The organism is Streptococcus sanguinis, assembly GCF_003943655.1.
Classification (GTDB): domain Bacteria; phylum Bacillota; class Bacilli; order Lactobacillales; family Streptococcaceae; genus Streptococcus; species Streptococcus sanguinis_F.
In genome coordinates this window covers 108,419-129,321 of the sequence record NZ_RJMM01000002.1, presented here as the reverse complement: position 1 = coordinate 129,321, position 20,903 = coordinate 108,419, and the positions used below count along the sequence as shown (strand labels likewise).

The 20,903-nt window shown below is 46.8% G+C and carries 17 protein-coding genes; 14 read left to right on the top strand and 3 right to left on the bottom strand.

The window, feature by feature from the left end; all coding sequences use genetic code 11:
• Nucleotides 1-37 precede the first annotated feature (37 nt).
• The 10 genes from D8886_RS01975 to thrC all read left to right on the top strand — a co-directional run bounded on the left by D8886_RS01975 (nt 38) and on the right by thrC (nt 10,237).
• Entirely contained in the window at nt 38-517 is a 480-nt protein-coding gene (locus tag D8886_RS01975; protein WP_125434061.1) for a V-type ATP synthase subunit K, read from the top strand.
• Between the two features lie 10 nt (nt 518-527).
• Nucleotides 528-1,118, top strand: a complete 591-nt coding sequence (locus tag D8886_RS01970) for a hypothetical protein (RefSeq protein ID WP_009660145.1) — start codon at nt 528-530, stop codon at nt 1,116-1,118.
• 10 nt (nt 1,119-1,128) lie between these two features.
• Nucleotides 1,129-2,142, top strand: coding sequence for a V-type ATPase subunit (locus D8886_RS01965; RefSeq protein ID WP_009660201.1), 1,014 nt, complete (start codon nt 1,129-1,131; stop codon nt 2,140-2,142).
• Entirely contained in the window at nt 2,129-2,449 is a 321-nt protein-coding gene (locus D8886_RS01960; RefSeq protein ID WP_002894448.1) for a V-type ATP synthase subunit F, read from the top strand. Before D8886_RS01965 ends, D8886_RS01960 begins: the two co-directional genes overlap by 14 nt.
• A gap of 7 nt (nt 2,450-2,456) precedes the next feature.
• The gene (locus D8886_RS01955) at nt 2,457-3,152 is read left to right on the top strand and encodes a GNAT family N-acetyltransferase (protein WP_125434060.1); all 696 of its coding nucleotides are present in this window, start codon (nt 2,457-2,459) and stop codon (nt 3,150-3,152) included.
• Nucleotides 3,153-3,316: 164 nt separating this feature from the next.
• Nucleotides 3,317-5,107: a V-type ATP synthase subunit A gene (locus D8886_RS01950; protein WP_125434059.1), complete on the top strand. Its 1,791-nt coding sequence runs from the start codon at nt 3,317-3,319 to the stop codon at nt 5,105-5,107.
• Nucleotides 5,094-6,488 carry a V-type ATP synthase subunit B gene (locus D8886_RS01945; RefSeq protein WP_002902006.1) on the top strand — a complete coding sequence of 465 codons (1,395 nt, stop codon included), beginning with the start codon at nt 5,094-5,096 and terminating at the stop codon, nt 6,486-6,488. The genes D8886_RS01950 and D8886_RS01945 overlap by 14 nt, the downstream gene beginning before the upstream one ends.
• Nucleotides 6,485-7,108 carry a V-type ATP synthase subunit D gene (locus D8886_RS01940; protein WP_004192619.1) on the top strand — a complete coding sequence of 208 codons (624 nt, stop codon included), beginning with the start codon at nt 6,485-6,487 and terminating at the stop codon, nt 7,106-7,108. The genes D8886_RS01945 and D8886_RS01940 overlap by 4 nt, the downstream gene beginning before the upstream one ends.
• Nucleotides 7,109-7,542: 434 nt before the next feature.
• Nucleotides 7,543-8,640 (top strand): LysM peptidoglycan-binding domain-containing protein, encoded by a 1,098-nt coding sequence (locus tag D8886_RS01935; RefSeq protein WP_125434095.1) that lies wholly within the window; start codon nt 7,543-7,545, stop codon nt 8,638-8,640.
• A gap of 112 nt (nt 8,641-8,752) precedes the next feature.
• On the top strand, nt 8,753-10,237 hold the full coding sequence (gene thrC, locus D8886_RS01930; RefSeq protein ID WP_125434058.1) for a threonine synthase: 1,485 nt from the start codon (nt 8,753-8,755) through the stop codon (nt 10,235-10,237).
• Nucleotides 10,238-10,280: 43 nt separating this feature from the next.
• Here the strand turns inward: thrC and pulA are convergent, their stop codons facing one another.
• Entirely contained in the window at nt 10,281-12,356 is a 2,076-nt protein-coding gene (gene pulA / locus D8886_RS01925) for a type I pullulanase (RefSeq protein ID WP_125434057.1), read from the bottom strand.
• Nucleotides 12,357-12,473: 117 nt separating this feature from the next.
• Nucleotides 12,474-13,457, bottom strand: a complete 984-nt coding sequence (locus D8886_RS01920; protein WP_125434056.1) for a LacI family DNA-binding transcriptional regulator — start codon at nt 13,455-13,457, stop codon at nt 12,474-12,476.
• Between the two features lie 435 nt (nt 13,458-13,892).
• Between D8886_RS01920 and malQ the strand changes: the two genes are divergently transcribed.
• The 4 genes from malQ (at nt 13,893) to nrdI (ending at nt 18,946) form a co-directional block, all read left to right on the top strand.
• Nucleotides 13,893-15,404, top strand: coding sequence for a 4-alpha-glucanotransferase (malQ, locus tag D8886_RS01915; RefSeq protein WP_125434055.1), 1,512 nt, complete (start codon nt 13,893-13,895; stop codon nt 15,402-15,404).
• Between the two features lie 32 nt (nt 15,405-15,436).
• Nucleotides 15,437-17,698: a glycogen/starch/alpha-glucan family phosphorylase gene (gene glgP / locus D8886_RS01910; protein WP_125434054.1), complete on the top strand. Its 2,262-nt coding sequence runs from the start codon at nt 15,437-15,439 to the stop codon at nt 17,696-17,698.
• 178 nt (nt 17,699-17,876) lie between these two features.
• Nucleotides 17,877-18,395, top strand: a complete 519-nt coding sequence (locus D8886_RS01905; RefSeq protein WP_125401725.1) for an ABC transporter permease — start codon at nt 17,877-17,879, stop codon at nt 18,393-18,395.
• A gap of 62 nt (nt 18,396-18,457) precedes the next feature.
• Nucleotides 18,458-18,946 (top strand): class Ib ribonucleoside-diphosphate reductase assembly flavoprotein NrdI, encoded by a 489-nt coding sequence (gene nrdI / locus D8886_RS01900; protein WP_002908478.1) that lies wholly within the window; start codon nt 18,458-18,460, stop codon nt 18,944-18,946.
• 31 nt (nt 18,947-18,977) lie between these two features.
• Here nrdI and argS read toward each other — a convergent pair whose 3' ends face one another.
• Nucleotides 18,978-20,666 (bottom strand): arginine--tRNA ligase, encoded by a 1,689-nt coding sequence (argS, locus tag D8886_RS01895; protein WP_125434053.1) that lies wholly within the window; start codon nt 20,664-20,666, stop codon nt 18,978-18,980.
• Between the last annotated feature and the right edge of the window lie 237 nt (nt 20,667-20,903).

Below are 20,903 nucleotides of genomic sequence, written 5' to 3'. Positions count from 1 at the left end.
TTTTACGACGATTACAGCATTTTCATAGGAGTAAATCATGGAACATTTAGCATCATATTTTGGAACTTACGGCGGCGCCTTTTTTGCAGGTCTGGGAGTAGCTTTGGCGGTCTTTCTCAGCGGAATGGGCTCAGCTCTAGGTGTTGGAAGCACCGGTCAGGCAGCGGCAGCCCTCTTGAAAGAACAGCCAGAAAAATTCGCACAAGCTCTGATCTTACAGCTTTTGCCAGGTACCCAAGGTCTCTATGGCTTTGTTATCGGGATTACCGTCTTCTTTAATATCAAGCCAGAATTGGCTGTGCAGTCAGGCGTGGCTTATTTCCTAGCAGCTTTGCCAGTTGCGATTGTTGGTTACTTTTCAGCAAAGCATCAAGGACGAGTGGCGACAGCTGGTATTCAGATTTTGGCCAAGCGTCCGGAAGAGGTCATGAAAGGGGTTATCCTAGCGGCTATGGTTGAAACCTACGCCATCTTGGCTTTCGTTGTATCCTTCATCATGGTTCTGAATGTGAAGTAAGGAGGCTTTTATGTCTGACATATCAGATCTCAAAGCTTCTGTCTTGGAGCAGGCTCACGAGAAGGGGCGTTTGCTCTTAGCCGAGGCTACTGAGAAAATAGAGCAGGAAGCCAAGGAACGTGAGGCCCAGCTGGTTCGGCAAAAGCTTGGACAGCGGGAGCAGCAGCTCAAAGAAATCAGCCGTCGCAGTCAGCGCGATATTCAGCAGTTAGAAAATCAAAAGCGCCAGTCTACTCTGGTCATCAAGCAGCGGGTTCTCAGAGAGCTTTTTGAAGAGGCTTATGCTCAGATGGCAGCTTGGTCACAGATTGAGGAAGAGCATTTTCTGAAGAATGTCCTGGCTAAATACCAAGAGGAAGAGATGACACTGGTTTTCGGTGCTCTATCAGATGAGAAATTCAGCTCCAGTCAGTTAGAAGGGTTGAAAAAGGCCTTTCCGCGAGTGCATTTTTCAGACCAGTCCATAGCCGGTCAGGCAGGCTTTGTACTAAGCCAAGGACGAGTGGATGATAGTTATCTCTATCGTGACTTGCTGGATTCTGTCTGGCAGGAGGAAAGCTACCGTCTGGCTCAGGATATTTTCAAAGACCAGGCAGAATAGGAGGCGGACCATGAGTGAAACAAGCTTCTCTCAAGTCAATACAGCCATTAGTGTGCAGGAGGCTTCCTTTTTGACGCCCCAGCAATATGAACAGTTGCTGCAGGCTGACGATCCTGCCAGCCGTTCGGCTCTTCTGCAGGGAACGGTCTATGCCATGGATGCTGAAGCGATTAAGGATCTCAATGCCATTGAGCAAGTACTGATGAAGCATTTGTATTCCGTTTATAATTGGGCGCTTGAGATCAGTCCAAGTAAGGAGTTAGTGGAGATTTTCACGCTCCGCTATACCTACCACAATCTCAAGGTTTTTCTCAAGAGTCGGGCGACAGGTCAGTCCTTAAAGCATTTGCTGATGCCGGTGGGGACCTATTCGCTGGAGGTTTTAGAGCACCTAGTTATGGCCTTTTCGGCTGAGTATTGTCCAGATTTCATGCTGGACGAGGTGCTTGCGACCTGGCAGGAATACCAGGATTATCAGGATGTGCGCGTGCTGGAGATTGGCATGGACATGGCTTATTTCCAGCATCTTAAGCGTCTGACACAGGAGTTGGAAGATGAGAGCTTGCTGCAGCTGGTGAATCTGACTATTGATTTTTACAATGCCATCACCGTCAAGCGGGCTGTTGGCTTGGTAAAACCGCGCAGCTTTATGAGGCAGCTCTTGTCTGATGAGGGAAGTCTTTCTGCTACCAACTGGATTGCCATGGCAGAGCAGGGAGATTTCTTGACTTGGTTTAGCCAGATCAATCCCTGTGGTTACGATCTGGAACTGCGCTCCTATGAGGAGAAAATGCGGAACCAGACCTTGACGACAGTAGAGCTAGAATATCTAGCGGACCTCTTGCAGGCTAAGTTGCTTGCGGCTGGTCAGTTTGAGACAGATGGACCGCTCCCTCTGGCCCGCTATCTGTTGGGTAAGGAGCTGGAAGTCAAGAATCTGCGGCTGATTTTGACCGGAATGGACAATCAGTTGCCAGTAGAGCTTATCAGAGAAAGGATGCGACCGATTTATGGACAAGACTAGCTACAAGATTGCTGTCGTGGGAAATCGCGATACCATTCTCCCATTTAAGCTGATTGGTTTTCAGACCTTTCCGGTTAAGGAAGCTCAGGAGACGGTCAATACCCTGCGTCGGCTTGCCCGTGAAGATTTCGGCATTATCTATCTGACGGAGGATATGGCTGCTGATATTCCAGAAACCCTGGCTTACTATGACCAGCTGGAGATTCCTGCTCTTGTGCTCATTCCTACCCATAAGGGGAGCACGGGACTGGCTCTTTCGCGGATCCATGAAAATGTCGAGAAGGCTGTCGGACAGGATATATTGTGAGGTTTTTATGCGAATCAATGAACTAGGCCAACCCATTGGGGATGCTCTGCCGGATTTTCAGCCGGGGGGCTTGCCCAACCTGGAGCGAATCGAAGGCCAGTATGTTATTATTGAGCGTTTGTCCAAGGATAAGCATGGAGCAGATTTATATGAAGTGTATGGACCGGATTCTCCTGCGGATATGTGGACCTATCTCTTTCAAAATCCTGCCCAAAATCAGGAAGAATGGTCTCTGCTGCTAGATCAGATGCTGGCAGCAAAGGATCGTTTTCACTATGCGATTGTGGACAAGGAGAGCGGAAAGGCTCTGGGAACTTTTGCCTTGATGAGGATTGACCGGGGCAACCGCGTTATCGAAGTGGGAGCTGTGACCTATTCGCCCAAGCTGAAGCGCACTAGGCTGGCTACAGAAGCCCAGTATTTACTGGCACGCTATGTCTTTGAAGAGTTGGAGTATCGCCGCTATGAATGGAAATGCGATGCCCTCAATCAGCCGTCAAGGCGGGCAGCAGAGCGGCTTGGTTTCACCTATGAAGGCAGGTTTCGTCAGGCTCTTGTATATAAGGGGCGCAACCGAGATACTGACTGGCTGTCCATGATTGACAAGGATTGGCCGGCCGTCAAGAGTCGTCTAGAAAAATGGCTAAGCCCAGACAATTTCGACGAAAAGGGTCAGCAAATAAAAGCCTTATCTGATTTTTAAAATAAAAAGAAACAATCCTTGCCCTAGAGTTAGCTAAGAAGGATTTCAAACTCGCGGCAAGGATCAAAAAACACTCTTTGGAAATGGAATTCAAACTGTTACTTAGTTTGCTCTTTGATTTTCATTGAGAAGGAACAAAAATCTCCCAAGAATGGAGGAAGATTGTGAGTCAAGGAAAGATTATCAAAGTTTCTGGTCCTCTGGTGCTGGCATCAGGGATGCAGGAAGCGAATATTCAGGATATCTGCCGGGTTGGCGATTTGGGGCTGATCGGTGAAATTATTGAAATGCGGCGGGACAAAGCCTCTATTCAGGTTTATGAAGAAACTTCTGGCTTGGGGCCAGGAGAGCCGGTCATCACGACTGGAAGTCCTCTGTCCGTTGAACTGGGACCCGGTCTGATTTCCCAGATGTTTGACGGAATTCAGCGGCCTTTAGAGCGTTTCCAGACCATCACGGAGAGCGACTTCCTCGTCCGCGGTGTCCAATTGCCAAATCTAGACCGAGAGACTAAGTGGGATTTTGTTCCAAGTCTGTCTGTCGGTGATGCGGTTGAGGCTGGCGATATTCTGGGAACGGTGCAGGAGACCAATCTGGTGGAGCACCGCATCATGGTGCCAGTCGGCGTCAGTGGACACTTGGTCAACATCTCTGCTGGCAGTTTTACTGTCGAAGAGACTGTTTACGAGATTGAGCAGGCGGATGGGTCTATTTTTAAAGGGACTCTCATGCAAAAATGGCCAGTCCGTCGTGGGCGCCCTTTTGCTCAGAAGCTGATTCCGGTTGAGCCTTTGGTGACAGGTCAGCGGGTCATCGATACCTTCTTCCCAGTAACTAAGGGTGGAGCAGCCGCCGTACCTGGACCATTCGGGGCTGGTAAGACTGTCGTTCAGCACCAGGTAGCCAAGTTTGCCAATGTTGATATCGTTATCTATGTCGGCTGCGGTGAGCGTGGCAATGAGATGACCGACGTACTCAATGAATTTCCAGAATTAATCGACCCAGCGACTGGCCAGTCCATCATGCAGCGGACGGTGCTGATTGCCAACACCTCCAATATGCCGGTGGCGGCCCGGGAGGCATCGATTTACACTGGGATTACAATAGCAGAATACTTCCGTGACATGGGTTATTCCGTGGCCATCATGGCGGACTCCACTTCTCGATGGGCGGAAGCCCTGCGGGAAATGTCCGGCCGCCTGGAAGAAATGCCGGGTGACGAAGGCTATCCAGCCTATCTGGGCAGTCGGATTGCTGAGTATTATGAGAGGGCTGGCCGGGTCAAGACGCTCGGTTCGACTGCGCGTGAAGGCTCTATTACCGCTATCGGGGCCGTATCACCTCCGGGTGGAGATATTTCTGAACCGGTGACGCAAAATACCCTGCGGATTGTCAAGGTCTTCTGGGGCTTGGATGCCCAGCTGGCTCAACGCCGGCATTTCCCAGCTATCAACTGGCTGAGCTCCTACTCGCTCTACCTAGACGAAGTGGGAGCCTATATCGACCAGCATGAGAAGATTGCTTGGGCTGAGAAAGTCACCAAGGCCATGAATATCTTGCAAAAGGAAAGCGAACTGCAGGAAATCGTGCGTTTGGTGGGCTTGGATTCCTTGTCTGAGAAGGACAGGCTGACCATGAATGCGGCCAAGATGATCCGCGAGGACTATCTGCAGCAGAATGCCTTTGATGATGTGGACACCTATACTTCTTTCAAAAAGCAGGTGGCTTTATTGAGCAATATCCTGACCTTTGATGCGGAGGCCAATCGTGCCTTGGAGCTGGGGGCTTATTTCCGAGAAATCATGGAAGGAACGGTGGAGCTGCGTGACCGAATTGCTCGCAGCAAGTTTATCCATGAAGACCAGTTGGAAAACATTCAGGCTCTCAGTCAGACTATTGAGGAAACCCTGCACCAGATTCTTGCCCAAGGAGGACTAGACAATGAGCGTCATTAAAGAATACCGCACCGTCAGTGAAGTTGTCGGCCCCCTGATGATTGTCGACCAAGTCGCTGGCGTGCATTTCAATGAATTGGTAGAAATCCAGCTGCATGACGGCAGCAAGCGTCAGGGCCAGGTTCTAGAAGTCCAAGAAGACAAGGCTATGGTCCAGCTATTTGAGGGATCTAGTGGTATTAATCTGGAAAAAGCCAAGGTCCGCTTTACCGGTCGTCCGCTAGAGCTGCCAGTGTCAGAAGACATGGTGGGCCGGATTTTCAATGGCATGGGCAAGCCGATTGATGGCGGCCCAGCTATCCTGCCAGAAAAATATCTGGATATTGACGGTCAAGCTATCAATCCAGTAGCTCGCGATTATCCGGATGAGTTTATCCAGACTGGTATTTCAGCCATCGACCACCTCAATACCTTGGTTCGGGGACAAAAACTGCCAGTATTCTCTGGCTCTGGTCTGCCCCATAAGGAATTAGCCGCTCAAATCGCCCGTCAGGCGACCGTGCTCAACTCTGATGAAAACTTCGCCGTGGTCTTTGCGGCCATGGGGATTACCTTTGAAGAAGCCGAGTTCTTCATGAATGACCTCCGGGAGACAGGAGCCATTGACCGATCGGTGCTCTTTATCAATCTGGCTAATGATCCAGCTATCGAGCGGATTGCGACGCCGCGGATTGCCCTGACAGCAGCTGAGTACCTGGCTTATGAAAAGGACATGCACGTTCTGGTCATCATGACCGACATGACCAACTACTGTGAAGCCCTGCGGGAAGTTTCCGCAGCTCGTCGGGAGGTGCCGGGCCGCCGTGGGTATCCGGGTTACCTCTATACCAACCTGTCCACCCTCTATGAGCGGGCTGGTCGTCTGGTCGGTAAGAAAGGCTCGGTGACGCAGATTCCGATTCTGTCCATGCCAGAGGATGACATTACCCATCCGATTCCAGACTTGACGGGTTATATTACGGAGGGGCAGATTATCCTTTCACGTGACCTATACAACAGTGGCTATCGTCCGCCCATCAATGTCCTGCCTTCTCTGTCTCGTCTCAAGGACAAGGGCTCAGGTGAGGGCAAGACCAGAGGTGACCATGCCGCAACCATGAACCAGCTATTTGCCGCCTATGCGCAAGGCAAGCAGGCCAAGGAGTTGGCTGTCGTTCTGGGGGAATCCGCCCTGTCCGAAACGGACAAGCTCTATGTGCGCTTTACTGACCGCTTCGAGCAGGAATACATCAATCAAGGCTTCCAGACCAACCGAACCATCGAGGAAAGCTTGGATCTGGGCTGGGAACTCCTGTCCATCTTGCCAAGAACAGAGCTCAAGCGGATCAAGGACGATATGATTGACCAATACCTGCCGCAGACCAAGGAGGAAGAAAGATGACACGACTCAATGTCAAGCCGACTCGGATGGAGCTGAATAACTTAAAAGCCCGTCTCAAAACGGCTGTTCGTGGGCATAAACTGCTCAAGGACAAGCGGGATGAGCTGATGCGGCGCTTCATTGAGTCTGTCCGTGAAAATAATCAGCTCCGCCAAAAGGTCGAATCCGCTCTGGTCGGTCACCTGCAGGATTTTGTCATGGCCAAGGCACTGGAGAGTGACCTCATGGTCGAGGAGATTTTTGCTGTACCCATGCGAGAAGTTAATCTACATGTGGAAACAGAGAATATCATGAGTGTGCGCGTGCCCAAGATGCACGCCCATATTGACAATCCCTACGGTGATGACGAGGGAGACGTGGTTTATAGCTATGTGGCGTCTAACAGCCAGATGGATGAAACCATTGAAAGCATGAGCGATCTGCTTCCTGACCTGCTGCGACTAGCTGAGATTGAAAAAAGCTGCCAGCTCATGGCGGATGAAATCGAGAAAACCCGCCGTCGGGTCAACGGACTAGAGTATGCTACCATCCCTGACCTCAAAGAAACGATTTACTACATTGAAATGAAACTCGAAGAAGCCGAACGGGCCAGCCTCGTCCGAATGATGAAGGTGAAGTAAGATGCGTAGGCGTTAAAAAAACGACTGAAAAATAGGAGCTGGACGATGGATTCGATGAATCCGAGCCAGTTCTCTTTTTTCCGAGTTTTTAGCCGTAGCTCGATTTAGCTGAGCTAACCCAGAGTGAATAGATATATTCAAAGCAAAAATAGACGAAGAAGCGACAACTTCTAGGAGATCTTATCTTTTTTGACCAAAGTTTGGGTCGGGTTTAGCTTAGCAGAATACTAAGAGTTCAAACAAGTCCAAAAGAAACAGAACCTCTCTAAATGGGGTTCTTTTGCTTATTGCAAATATTTATATGTTACAAACAAATCTCCATATTACAGGGGGCAGACAGTTCTGTTAAATAGGTCGAAAAAGGCTTTTTTCTTAGAAGATTTATGGTAAGATGGATTTCGTATCATGAATGATTAGGAAGGTGCATTATGCAAATGAAAATGAATAAGAAATTACTTTTGGCTTCAACTGTTGCTTTGTCAGCATTGCCTTTGTTTACAACAAAAGCTGAGGAGCAGCCACAAAACTGGACTGCCAGAACAGTTGAGCAAATTAAAGCGGATATTACAAGCAATGAAAACCAACAAACATACACTGTTCAATATGGAGATACTTTAGGAAATATCGCTCAAGCGATGAATATTGACCTTGTTGAATTGGCTAAAATCAATCAAATTGCCAATGCAGACTTGATTTTCCCAGGTACTGTTTTGACCGTTACAACAAATGGACAAAATGAAATTGCCTCTGTAGAAATCCAAAGCTACCAAGCAGGAAATAACGCAGGATATGTAACAGAAAGTTATACAGCTGACGAGATTTTTGGTACTGAGCAAGCAGCCCCAGCGGCACCGGCTCAAGCAGCAGAAACTCCAGCTCCAGCTGTTGAGGAAGCTGTTGCGGCTCCAGCAGACCAAGCACCAGCGCCTGCTGAAGAAGCGCCTGCACCAGTAGCAGAAGTTGCAAGTGAAGCAGCCCCAGCTGCGGAAGCAAATGCAGCCGCTCCTGTAGAGGCGGCACCGCAGCCAGCAGTAGCTGCAAGTCCAGAAGCACCAGCAGAGGCAGCACCAGAAGTGACTGAATTAGGCCAAGACCAAGTTAGTCAAGCAACTGCCGCTGTTGAGCCAACAACTTACAATGCTCCAGCTGTAACAGATGCAGCCAGCGTTGCAACCAACAACTCTGCTAATGCCGGTCTTCAGCCACAGACTGCTGCTCTGAAAGAAGAGATAGCAGCTAAATATGGAATTACAGAATTTAGTCTTTACCGCCCAGGTGATAGTGGTGACCATGGTAAAGGCTTGGCGGCTGACTTTATCGTTGGTGACAATACTGAATTAGGAAACCAGGTCGCAGCTGATGTTACTTCTAACATGACTGAAAGAGGAATCTCTTACGTTATCTGGCAGCAACAGTTCTACGCGCCATTTGAAAGCGTTTATGGACCAGCTAATACTTGGAACCAAATGCCTGACCGCGGCAGCGTAACTGAAAACCACTACGACCACGTTCACGTATCTATGAATGAATAAGATGAAAACAAGCCCAGAAATGGGCTTTTTCTTATATTCTCTATGAAAAAGCGAGAATTTTCTGATAAATTTTGGTATAATAAAGCGAAATACAGATAAAGGATGAGAGAGAATGACCTTAGTTTATCAATCAACACGCGACGAAAAGAATAGAGTAACAGCCAGCCAGGCGATTTTACAAGGTTTGGCGACAGACGGCGGTCTCTTTACGCCCATTACCTATCCGCAGGTCGATTTGGACTTTGCCAAGCTCAAAGACGCTTCTTATCAGGAAGTAGCTAAGCTGATTCTGTCTGCTTTTTTGGATGATTTTTCTGAAGCAGAGCTGGACCACTGTATCAACCATGCCTATGACAGCAAGTTTGATGATGCGGAGATTGCTCCCTTGGTCAAGCTGGATGGTCAGTATAATCTAGAACTTTTCCACGGAGCGACCATTGCCTTCAAGGATATGGCTTTGTCTATCCTGCCTCACTTGATGACAACCGCAGCCAAAAAGCACGGCTTGGAAAACAAAATTGTCATTTTGACGGCGACTTCTGGCGACACAGGTAAGGCAGCTATGGCAGGCTTTGCGGACGTTCCTGGGACTGAGATTATCGTCTTTTATCCCAAAGACGGTGTCAGCAAGGTCCAAGAATTGCAAATGACGACCCAGACGGGTGCCAATACGCATGTGGTTGCTATTGACGGCAACTTTGACGATGCCCAGACCAATGTTAAACACATGTTCAATGACACAGACCTAAGAGCTCGTCTCTTGGAGCATAAACTGCAGTTTTCATCAGCTAATTCCATGAATATCGGCCGTTTGGTGCCGCAGATTGTCTACTATGTCTATGCCTATGCTCAGCTAGTGAAGACGGGAGAAATCACAGCAGGAGACAAGGTCAACTTTACAGTTCCGACTGGGAACTTTGGTAATATTCTAGCTGCCTACTATGCCAAGCAAATCGGTCTTCCAGTTGGCAAGCTGATCTGCGCATCAAATGAGAACAATGTCCTGACCGACTTCTTCAAGACTCAGGTTTATGACAAGAAGCGGAGCTTCAAGGTGACGTCTAGTCCGTCCATGGATATTCTGGTTTCTTCTAACTTAGAGCGTCTCATTTTCCATCTGTCTGGTAACAGCGCTGAGAAAACAGCTGCTTTGATGGCGGCTCTGAATGAGCATGGACAGTATGAACTGACGGACTTTGACACTGAGATTTTAGAGCTCTTTGCGGCTGACTATGCCACAGAGACAGAAACAGCAGCTGAAATCAAGCGGGTCTATCAAGCCTCTAACTACATCGAAGACCCTCATACTGCCGTTGCGTCCGCTGTCTATCAAAAGTACTTGGCAGAGACAGGCGATCAGCGCAAGACTGTTATCGCGTCTACCGCTAGTCCTTATAAATTCCCAGTTGTGGCTGTTGAGGCTGTGACTGGTCAGTCAGGACTTAGTGACTTCGAGGCTTTGGCTCAACTGCACGAACTTTCTGGCGTAGCCCTTCCACCAGCCGTGGATGGCTTAGAAACAGCCCCAGTGCGTCATAAAACGACAGTCGCTGCAGACCAAATGCAGGCAGCAGTTGAGGATTATTTGGGGTTGTAAAAAACAAAAACATCAGCTTATTCATTGGCTGATGTTTTACAATCTATTTCAAAACAATCAACTGCTTACCAGCTAGGCTGTAACTGTCAGCTAGTGGTGCGATTGGTTTTTGGGCATCAATGGCTGGGTATTGGAGGTGTAGCTTTTGCTTGTTTTTGTTTTCGTAGACAGCCTCTTGGATGCCAAAGTTGATGACAATGGTCATGCTCTCCTTGCTGTCTTGAATTTTGTACTCCAATAAACTGTCTGTCAGCCAGTTGACCTGACAGGCTTGCTTGATGGCAGTGCTGGTCTTTAGATGCAGCAGCGGATGCGCCTTGCGGAAGTCAATCAGCTTCTTGACAAAAGCAATGTCTTCTGTGTAATGCAGAGAGCGCAGCCAGTCTAGCTTATTGATCTCGTCGGGCATATTATAGGTGTTGTCAATCAGATTTTTAGTCCGGAAAAATTCCTGACCGCTGTGGATAAAGGGTACACCTTGAGCCAGGAGGACGAGATGGAGAGCCAGCCGCGAATTGGCCAGCCGATCCCGCAGGGTGATAGCAGGATTGACGATATCAAAGTAATCAAAAACTGTTGCATTGTCATGGCACTCGACATAATTAATAGCTTGCTGGGGCGCAGTGAAATGAGCCTCACCTTTTAGACCGACATTGGCTGTCAGGACATTTTCAAGCTGACTGGCAGGAGTCTTGCTCTCGATTTGCCGGCCTTGGGCGATGGTCTGTTTGAGACTGTCACGGAAATGGTCACTGAAAAATCCATAATCCGGAAGCTGAGCAGCATTGTACTGATGAGCCAATCGCTCACTTGCCAGTCCAGTATCCATCTGCCAGCCTTCACCATAGAGATAGATGTTAGGATAGAGCGCCTTGAGTTCGTCAGCTATCTGCTGCATGGTTTGGATATCTAAAATCCCCATCAGATCAAAGCGGAAACCGTCAAAGCCATAGAGGATGACCCATTGCTTGACCGACTGCTTGATATAGCGGCGGACCATGGCCTTCTCACTGGCCACATCATTGCCGCAGAAGGTTCCGTTGGTCCGGTAGCCCATGTCATTGAGCCGGAAAAAATAGCCGGGCACGATTTTTTCAAAAGCATAGCTGTTGGCGTCATAGACGTGATTATAGACCACATCCATGATGACGCTGATATCCGCGTTGTGGTAGGCAGTAATGGCCGCCTGTAGCTCTAAGATGCGGGCATAAGGGTCTCTCGGATTGCTGGCAAAACTGCCATCTGGGACATTGTACTGGACAGGGTCGTAGCCCCAGTTGTAGACGAGCTCTGGATGCTTTTCATCAACGCTGCCAAAGTCGTAGACAGGCATGAGTTGCACGTGGCTGATACCTAGCTCTTTCAGATAGTCCAGACCGAACTTCTGGCCGTGGACGACTGGAGATTCGCTCAGCGAGGCAAACTTCCCAGGATAGGAAAAGTCAGCTTCCTTCTGCATAGAGAAATCTCGGACGCTCATTTCATAAATGACGGCTTCTGTCGGATCCAGCTGTGTTTTCGCTCGTTTGATTGTCTTTTTAATCTTGTCTAGATCGATGACATAGCTGTTGCCCGAATTGACATCTGAGGATAGGGCGTAGGGATCGTGGACTTCCACCCACTTGCCATTGATCTTATGGAGATAAGAATAGGAGGCTCCCTCTAAATCTCCCTCAATCCTTGCATGCCAGACTCCCCTATCCAGACGTTTGAGATGGTGAACCTGATCTTTCAGATACAGGAGGACTTTTTCAGAAATAGGTGCCCAGAGTTTGAAATCAGTGGCTTGGGGACTGTATTGAGCTCCCAAATCGTCGCCTGCATAGTCAAAAATCTCATCGAAAATAGGCTTTTTCACGATATGGCGGTACTGCAGGTCGGTATGGTTGCGGTCTTGGTCATAGACCTTGTAGGACTGCGTCAGGTCAATGGGCTCATTAGCCGATACAGTGTAGATAATCCGCTCTTCCTGATTGTTGATGTTTTTGATAGTTAAAGGGCTGGAGCTGTGCTTGTCTTCCAGTGTAAAGTGGATGGAGTAGGCATCAAAGCTCTTTTCCAGTTCGATGGTGATGATGTTTTCGTCATCTAAATAGGCTTGAAAAATACGAAAGGCCATGTTTTTCCTCTTTCTTTGTTAGTTTCTCTTTGGGTAATTGTTTTGAGTTTAGGGCTCTGCCCTGGTTGGGACAAGGCCGATATGTGAATCGTTGATGAATGAGCAAAAGCACTCGGATTAGCGAGTGCTGATGCTATGCGGGATCAACTGGCGATAGCAGATTTGCTTGTCTTCTTTATTGTCCTTGATGATTTGGAAGAGAGTCCGGAAGGACTCTTTCCCAAGCTCGAGGGCATTGATATCAATATAGGCATCCACATCGATGCGCGGTTTGATAGAGTCAAAGGTGATAATGGGAATCTGGTAGTCCTGATCTTTGAGATAGTGCAGGGCTCCTTCTGCTACCAAGGTATCAGAGGTTACAATAGCTTCAATCTCATCCAGCGGTAACTCCTCCATAATCTTGTAACTGTTGTCTTCCAGAAGGAAACCGAAGGCGAATTTGATAATGCGTTCATCAAAAGCCAGGCCTGCTTCATTCAGGGCTTGCTTGTAGCCTGTGTAACGATCCTGGGAAACGACCAGCTCCTTATTCCCGGCCAGAAAGGCGATTTTCCGATAGCCCTTGTCAAGGAAGTATCTGGTCGCGTCATAGCCGGCCTTAATATTGTCATTGTCCACCAGAGAGATGAAAGGTGAGACAGCTTTCCCAAGGATAAGGAAGGGGAAGTTGTTTCTGACTGCAAAGTCGACCAAAGGATCGTCCTGCTTAGAATAAAGGAAGATCAGTCCGTCTACTCGCTTTCCTAAAATCATCTGCTTCATATTTTCCAAGCGGTGCTGTTCATCTTGCCCGGTGCTGATCTGGATGGCATAGTCATAGTCAGAAGCAATCTGAGAAATCCCCCGCAACACAGTTGGGAAAAAAGGGTTTTGATAGAAGACATCTGAGTCGTCCGGCAGGACCAAGCCGATGACCTGGCTGGACTGGCTGACCAGACTTCTGGCATTGAGGTTGGGATGATAGTCCAGCTCCTTCATAGCAGCGCGGACCCGTTTTTTAGTTTCTTCACTGATGGTTGATTTATTTTGCACGACGCGGGTCACGGTAGAGGGTGATACGCCTGCTAGTTTTGCGACTTCTTTGATAGTAACTCGCATAAAAACCTCCTAAAGGCCTGCATTTGCTGGAAATCCTTACGATAACATGAACAATTTTAAATCTACTAGTAGAAGCACTTGCTTTCTAAGAGTCATGCAAACCTGTGCCAAAAATAGCCATCGTAGCCAGTGATTTTGCTTAACTATTGTGGTCAAAAAAGCAAGTATGAAGCAGTTTCTCCGCAAACGCAAACGTTTTCTGTTTGTAAGAACATTTTAACACAAAAAGAGAACGCTTGCAAGAAGAGAAAAACGGTAAACAATTGGGGCAGTAGGAGAGTCCTAAAAGAGCATTATATCCATTAACCAATAAATTGAAAAAAATCTCAAAAACCCCTTGCACTAAAAAAAAAAATAGGTTATAATCAAGTCGACGCAAACGTTTGCATTAAGTAAAAATGAAAAGGCGTAGAGGAAAAATAACGAGGTGACAAAATGAAAAAACGTCAAAGCGGCGTGCTCATGCACATTTCATCCCTTCCGGGCAAGTACGGTATCGGATCTTTTGGCCAAAGTGCTTATGATTTTGTAGACTTCTTGGTTCGCACCAAGCAGCGCTATTGGCAGATTTTGCCACTGGGAACGACCAGTTATGGTGATTCTCCTTATCAGTCTTTCTCTGCTTTTGCGGGGAATACCTACTTTATCGATTTTGATATTCTGATAGAAGAAGGTTTGCTGAACGAGGCAGATGTCAAGGGAGCTGATTTTGGAGATGATCCTAGAAAAGTGGATTATGCAAAGATTTTCGATGCTCGCCGTCCAATCATGGAAAAAGCAGTAGCTCGCTTCTTGAAAGCAGAAGATCTGTCTGACTATGAGAGCTTTGTGGAGGAAAATGCAGCTTGGTTGGAAGTTTTCGCTGAGTACATGGCTATCAAAGAGCATTTTGATAATCTAGCTTGGACTGAGTGGCCGGATGAAGCGATCCGCCGCCGTGAGGCTGCTAGTCTCGCTTCTTATCGTGAGAAGCTGGCTGACAAGCTGACTTATCATCGTGTAACCCAGTATCTCTTCTTTAAGCAGTGGTTAAGATTAAAAGCCTATGCTAATGAACATCACATCGAGATTGTCGGTGATATGCCAATCTATGTGGCAGCTGATAGTGCTGATGTGTGGGCACAGCCGCACTTCTTTAAGACTGATGCTGTTGGCAAGCCAACTTGTGTGGCAGGCTGTCCGCCAGATGAATTTTCAGAAACTGGCCAGCTTTGGGGCAATCCTATCTATGACTGGGAAGCTATGGACAAAGATGGCTATGCTTGGTGGATTGAGCGTCTGCGTGAAAGCTTCAAGATTTACGATATTGTCCGTATCGACCACTTCCGCGGCTTTGAGTCTTACTGGGAAGTGCCTGCTGACTCAGAAACATCTGCTACTGGTAAATGGGTCAAAGGTCCAGACTACAAGCTCTTTGCTGCAGTCAAGGAAGCCTTGGGTGATTTGAATATCATCGCAGAAGACCTAGGCTTTATGACGGACGAAGTGATCGAGCTGCGTGAGCGTACTGGTTTCCCAGGAATGAAGATCTTGCAATTTGCCTTCAATCCTGATGATGAAAGCATTGACAGCCCGCATCTGGCGCCAAACAACTCAGTCATGTATACAGGAACCCATGATAATAATACTGTTTTGGGCTGGTACAAGGATGAGATTGACGACGCTACTCGCCAGTATATGGCACAGTACACCAACCGTAAGGAGTACGAAACAGTACCTCATGCAATGCTGCGCACAATCTTTGCTTCAGTCAGCTTTATGGCCATTGCGACCATGCAAGACCTACTGGAATTAGACGGTGCAGCACGGATGAACTATCCATCCACAATTGGTGGCAACTGGACTTGGCGGATGACAGCTGAAGAGCTGAATCCAATCGTCGAAGGTGAGCTTTACAGCTTGACCAAGACTTACCGTCGTATGAATACCGATTTAATTAACAAATAAAGAATAGCTAACTAGGCTTGAAGGGATTAATCATGTCAAACTTACAAACTTATATCAAAAATACTTATTCAAAAAATCTTGCTGATTGCAGCAACGAAGAACTCTATCTGGCTCTTTTAAACTACACTAAATTAGCCAGTGCTCAAAAGCCAGTCAATACTGGTAAGAAAAAACTCTACTATATCTCAGCAGAGTTCCTGATTGGTAAACTTTTGTCTAACAACTTGATCAACCTTGGACTTTACGATGATGTGAAGCAAGAGTTGGCAGATGCTGGTAAAGACTTGATCGAGGTAGAAGAAGTTGAGTTGGAACCGTCTCTGGGTAACGGAGGCTTGGGCCGTTTGGCTGCCTGCTTCTTGGACTCTATTGCGACACTTGGTCTCAATGGTGATGGTGTAGGACTGAACTACCACTTTGGTCTTTTCCAACAGGTTTTGAAAAACAACGAACAGACAACGATTCCTAACTTTTGGCTGACTGAGCAAAACTGGTTGGTTCGCTCTAGCCGCAGCTACCAAGTGCCATTTGCTCACTTCACTCTGACATCTACTCTTTATGATATTGATGTGCCAGGTTACAAGACAGAAACTAAGAACCGTCTTCGTCTCTTTGATTTGGACTCAGTGGATGCAGATATCATCACAGATGGTATTGACTTTGATAAGACAGATATCGCTCGCAACTTGACCCTCTTCCTCTATCCAGATGATAGTGACAAGCAAGGGGAATTGCTCCGTATCTTCCAGCAGTACTTCATGGTTTCAAATGGTGCTCAGCTGATTATTGACGAAGCGATTGAAAAAGGCAGCAACCTGCACGACTTGGCAGACTACGCTGTCATCCAAATCAATGATACCCACCCATCTCTGGTTATCCCAGAAATGATTCGTCTCTTGACTGAGCGTGGTTTGGATCTGGACGAAGCAATTGCTATCGTACAGAAGATGACTGCTTATACTAACCACACGATTCTGGCAGAAGCTCTTGAAAAATGGCCTCTGGAATTCTTGAAAGAAGTAGTGCCGCACCTGGTGCCTATCATCAAAGAGCTTGATAAGCGCGTGAAAGCTAAATACGCAGATCCAGCAGTGCAAATCATTGATGAGCACGATCGTGTACACATGGCGCACATGGATATCCACTACGGATACAGTGTCAATGGTGTTGCTGCTCTGCATACAGAAATCCTGAAAAATTCTGAGCTTAAAGCCTTCTACGATATCTACCCTGAAAAATTCAATAACAAGACCAACGGTATTACTTTCCGCCGCTGGCTCATGCATGCCAACCCACGCCTGTCTCATTATTTGGATGAGTTGCTGGGCCGAGACTGGCACCATGATGCAACTAAGCTCGAAGGCTTGTTGGAATTCACTGGCGCTGCAAATGTCAAAGAAAAATTGGAAGGTATCAAGGCTCATAACAAGCGTAAATTGGCTCGTCACTTGAAGGAAGCACAAGGCGTGGAAATCAATCCAGAATCTATCTTTGATATCCAAATCAAGCGTCTGCATGAGTACAAGCGCCAACAAATGAACGCTCTCTACGTTATCCACAAGTATCTGGACATCAAGGCTGGTAACATCCCTGCTCGTCCAATCACTGTCTTCTTCGGTGGTAAGGCTGCTCCTGCTTACACAATTGCACAGGACATCATCCACCTCATCCTTTGCTTGTCAGAAGTGATTGCTAATGACCCTCAAGTGGCTCCACACCTGCAAGTAGTTATGGTAGAAAACTACAATGTTACAGCGTCTAGCTTCTTGATTGCAGCTGGTGATATTTCTGAGCAGATTTCCTTGGCTTCTAAGGAAGCATCTGGTACTGGTAACATGAAGTTCATGCTTAACGGTGCTTTGACTCTTGGTACTATGGACGGAGCGAATGTTGAGATTGCAGAGCTGGTCGGCGAAGACAACATCTACATCTTCGGTGAAGATTCTGAAACTGTTATTGACCTCTATGCAAAATCTGCTTACAAGTCTAGTGAGTACTATGCACGTGAAGCTATCAAGCCGTTGGTTGACTTTATCGTCAGCGATGAAGTATTGGCAGTCGGTAAAGCTGAACGCTTGGAACGTCTTTACAATGAACTGATCAGCAAGGACTGGTTCATGACCCTGCTGGATCTAGAAGACTATATCCAAGTCAAAGAGCGCATGCTGGCGGACTATGAAGATCGCGATGCTTGGATGGACAAAGTCATCGTCAATATCGCCAAAGCTGGCTTCTTCTCATCTGACCGTACTATCGCTCAATACGAAGAAGAAGTATGGCACTTGAACAGCTAATATTCTTTGAATCAAAAAAGCCGAGACAGCAGTGTTTCGGCTTTGATTTTTGAATAAAATATGTGGATAGGGAATTAGCTATTGTGTGGGCTTCTGAAAAGGCGAAAGCCTCTTGGTCTTGTCAGCTTTTTCTTTTCGGTGTATAATAAGTGAAAATATTTCTTTACAGGAGGCGTTCATGAAAAAGAAACCAATTTACCTTTATGTTTTGCTGGGATTGTCAACCGTGGGAACCTTGTGGGGACTTTTTGGCAAGTTCACTTCTTCTGATGCTGGAGTGAAAAGCATTCTTAAGCAGATAGAAGAACCAGCAAAATCCCAGTATGCAACTTATTTTAGCAAGAGTGCAGAAGTGGCGAATTCGCTAGCCAATAATTTCTTTTTTTACGGGCACATCGTTCTCTTAATAGTGGCTCTTTTCTTCCTTTTTAGGAAAGATATATTTAAGGCCAATCTTGTCTACATTGCCGATGTTCTTGTGGGCTTGATTTCGACAGCCTATGCTTATGTGGTATCAAAGGGAATTATAGCTTCTTCTTTTTCAGACTCAACTCTTCTTTCGGCACAGATGACGGGACTGAATTTCTCCATCCTCCTGTCAGTGGTCATCAGCCTTATCTTCCTTTCCATCGTCGTCTTTAAGCTAATCCAGCAGCAGAAAGAAGCTGAAAAAGCAGAACTAGCTGCAAACGAATAAGATTTGACAAATAACAGATAAGTGCTTACAATTTTAAGAAGCAATATCTGTTATTTTTTAGAATGGAGAGTAAAATGACAAAGGTTTCCTTGGTTTACATCAGCCTGAGCGGCAATACAGAGAGTTTCGTCCGTCGGCTGACAGACTATTTGCTGGAGCAGCATCCAAGCCTAGAAGTAGAGAAGATTCATATCAAAGACCTGGTAAAGGAAGGAATTCCCTTTTTTGAAATGGACAATCCTTTTATCGCTTTTCTGCCGACTTATCTGGAGGGTGGCAATGGTGTGGACAATGGCGATGTAGAAATTCTGACAACCGATGTAGGGGATTTTATCGCCTATGGTCAGAATGCCAGCAAGTGTCTGGGGGTCATTGGCAGCGGCAATCGTAACTTTAACAACCAATACTGTCTGACAGCCAAGCAATACTCAGAGCGGTTCGGATTTCCGGTTTTGGCTGATTTTGAAATGCGCGGCATGTTGGGAGACATTAAGAAGGTTGCGGGGATTATTGAGGAGCTCTATCATATTGAAAAAAACGAAAACCAGTGAGGTTTTCGTTTTTTGATGTTCTAAATTAAGCTTACATCTTTTCTGGCGCTTCTACTCCTAGCAGACGTAGAGCTTCTTTGAGGACAACAGCTGTTGAGTAGCTGAGAGCCAGACGGCTGTCGCGTTCAGGGCTTTCATCCAGAATCCGCGTGTGCGCATAATATTTGTTAAAGGCTTGAGCCAAGCTAATAGCGTATTTGGCAATCAGTGATGGCTCATAGTTATCAGCAGCACGCTTGACAACGCGACCGAAGTCTTGAAGCAGCTTGATAATTTCCCAGCTTTCTGGATCGTTCAGGCTGTATGTAGCCTCTGCATCAGGCTGGAAGTTCGCCTTGCGCAGGATAGACTGGATACGAGCATAGGCATACTGGATGTAAGGGCCTGTTTCTCCCTCGAAGGAAACCATAGCTTCCAGATCAAAGTCGTAACCATTGCGGCGGTCAGTTTTGAGGTCGTAGAACTTAACTGCTCCTACCCCAACTGCACGAGCAACAGCTTCCTTGTCTTCCAAATCTGGGTTTTTAGCTTCAATCTGGCTCTTAGCCCGGCTGATAGCTTCTAACAGAGTTGGTTCGAGAAGGATGATATTTCCTTTACGTGTAGACAGCTTTTGACGGTTTTTAGTCACCAGACCAAAGTCAACGTGAATCATGTCATCGCTCCAGTCAAAGCCCATCTTTTTCAGAACGGCCTTGAGCTGTCTGAAGTGGTTGACCTGCTCTTGACCTACAACATAGACATTTTTGACAAAGTTGTAAGTGCGAGCCCGGTAGATGGCTGTTGCGATATCCCGTGTAATGTAGAGGGTAGCGCCGTCTGATTTTTTAATCATAGCAGGCGGAAGGTTAAAGTCTTCCAAGTCTACAATGCTAGCTCCTTTGGATTCCTGCAGGAGACCCTTGTCTTCAAGGATTTGAATCCCTTCGTCCATCTTGTCATTGTAGAAGGCTTCACCGTTTAGGCTGTCAAATTCGACACCTAGGAGTTCGTAGATACGGTTGAATTCTGTCAGACTTTCATCGCGGAACCATTGCCAGAGCTCAGTTGCTTCTGGGTCGCCATCTTCCAGCTTCTTGAACCAAAGGCGGCCTTCTTCATCCAGAGATGGGTCGTTTTCAATCTCGGCATTGATACGCACGTAAAGTTTGAGGAGCTCGTCGATAGGGTTAGCTTCAACAGCTTCCTGGCTTCCCCACTTCTTATAAGCTACCATCAAGAGACCAAACTGTTTGCCCCAGTCTCCCAAGTGGTTGATTTTGATGGTGTTGTAGCCAATCTTGCGGAAGATGTTGGAAAGAGCGTCACCGATAACAGTAGAGCGCAAGTGGCCGACTGAGAAAGGCTTGGCAATGTTTGGACTGGACAGGTCAATGGTGATATTCTGATTATTTCCTTCGTTTTGCTGACCATAATCAGCTCCGTCTTTGATGACTTCTTTGATGACTTGGCCAGAAATTTCAGCCTTACTGAGGAAAAAGTTGACATAAGGACCAGTCGCAACGACTTTATCAAAATGCGCTGTGTCAATCTTTTCAGCGATATCAGCAGCGATGATTTGAGGAGCTTTGCGCTCAGTCTTTGCCAGAGAAAAGGCTGGGAAGGCGATATCGCCAAGTTCAGAGCTCTTTGGCTGCTCCAATAAATTTAAAATAGCGTCTTGATCAAGGCTGTCAATAACCTTGGCCAATTCGCCGGCAATCAACTGTTTGTTATCCATATTTGCTCCTTTGTGTCTTTTGTTATTATTTTATCACATTTTTCAAGGAATCTTCAATTTTTTTGGGAATAATTTTTGGGCTAATAGGAATTTTTCTGATATAATAAGAGGGATAAGAACCTGTATTTATAGATGGCCTTTTCATCTAAATGCTTCCTTCTCTGTTACTCTTGGTTAAAGTTTTTTGTTTATTCTCAGTATTCCTGCAAATCTTTGCCTAGATTGATGGAGAAGCAG

Bases quoted from the DNA above. Each gene is read 5' to 3' on its own strand.
- D8886_RS01975 (WP_125434061.1), top strand. From the start codon at position 38: ATGGAACATTTAGCATCATATTTTGGAACTTACGGCGGCGCCTTTTTT.
- D8886_RS01970 (WP_009660145.1), top strand. From the start codon at position 528: ATGTCTGACATATCAGATCTCAAAGCTTCTGTCTTGGAGCAGGCTCAC.
- D8886_RS01965 (WP_009660201.1), top strand. From the start codon at position 1,129: ATGAGTGAAACAAGCTTCTCTCAAGTCAATACAGCCATTAGTGTGCAG.
- D8886_RS01960 (WP_002894448.1), top strand. From the start codon at position 2,129: ATGGACAAGACTAGCTACAAGATTGCTGTCGTGGGAAATCGCGATACC.
- D8886_RS01955 (WP_125434060.1), top strand. From the start codon at position 2,457: ATGCGAATCAATGAACTAGGCCAACCCATTGGGGATGCTCTGCCGGAT.
- D8886_RS01945 (WP_002902006.1), top strand. From the start codon at position 5,094: ATGAGCGTCATTAAAGAATACCGCACCGTCAGTGAAGTTGTCGGCCCC.
- D8886_RS01940 (WP_004192619.1), top strand. From the start codon at position 6,485: ATGACACGACTCAATGTCAAGCCGACTCGGATGGAGCTGAATAACTTA.
- D8886_RS01935 (WP_125434095.1), top strand. From the start codon at position 7,543: ATGAAAATGAATAAGAAATTACTTTTGGCTTCAACTGTTGCTTTGTCA.
- thrC (WP_125434058.1), top strand. From the start codon at position 8,753: ATGACCTTAGTTTATCAATCAACACGCGACGAAAAGAATAGAGTAACA.
- pulA (WP_125434057.1), bottom strand. From the start codon at position 12,356: ATGGCCTTTCGTATTTTTCAAGCCTATTTAGATGACGAAAACATCATC.
- D8886_RS01920 (WP_125434056.1), bottom strand. From the start codon at position 13,457: ATGCGAGTTACTATCAAAGAAGTCGCAAAACTAGCAGGCGTATCACCC.
- malQ (WP_125434055.1), top strand. From the start codon at position 13,893: ATGAAAAAACGTCAAAGCGGCGTGCTCATGCACATTTCATCCCTTCCG.
- glgP (WP_125434054.1), top strand. From the start codon at position 15,437: ATGTCAAACTTACAAACTTATATCAAAAATACTTATTCAAAAAATCTT.
- D8886_RS01905 (WP_125401725.1), top strand. From the start codon at position 17,877: ATGAAAAAGAAACCAATTTACCTTTATGTTTTGCTGGGATTGTCAACC.
- nrdI (WP_002908478.1), top strand. From the start codon at position 18,458: ATGGAGAGTAAAATGACAAAGGTTTCCTTGGTTTACATCAGCCTGAGC.
- argS (WP_125434053.1), bottom strand. From the start codon at position 20,666: ATGGATAACAAACAGTTGATTGCCGGCGAATTGGCCAAGGTTATTGAC.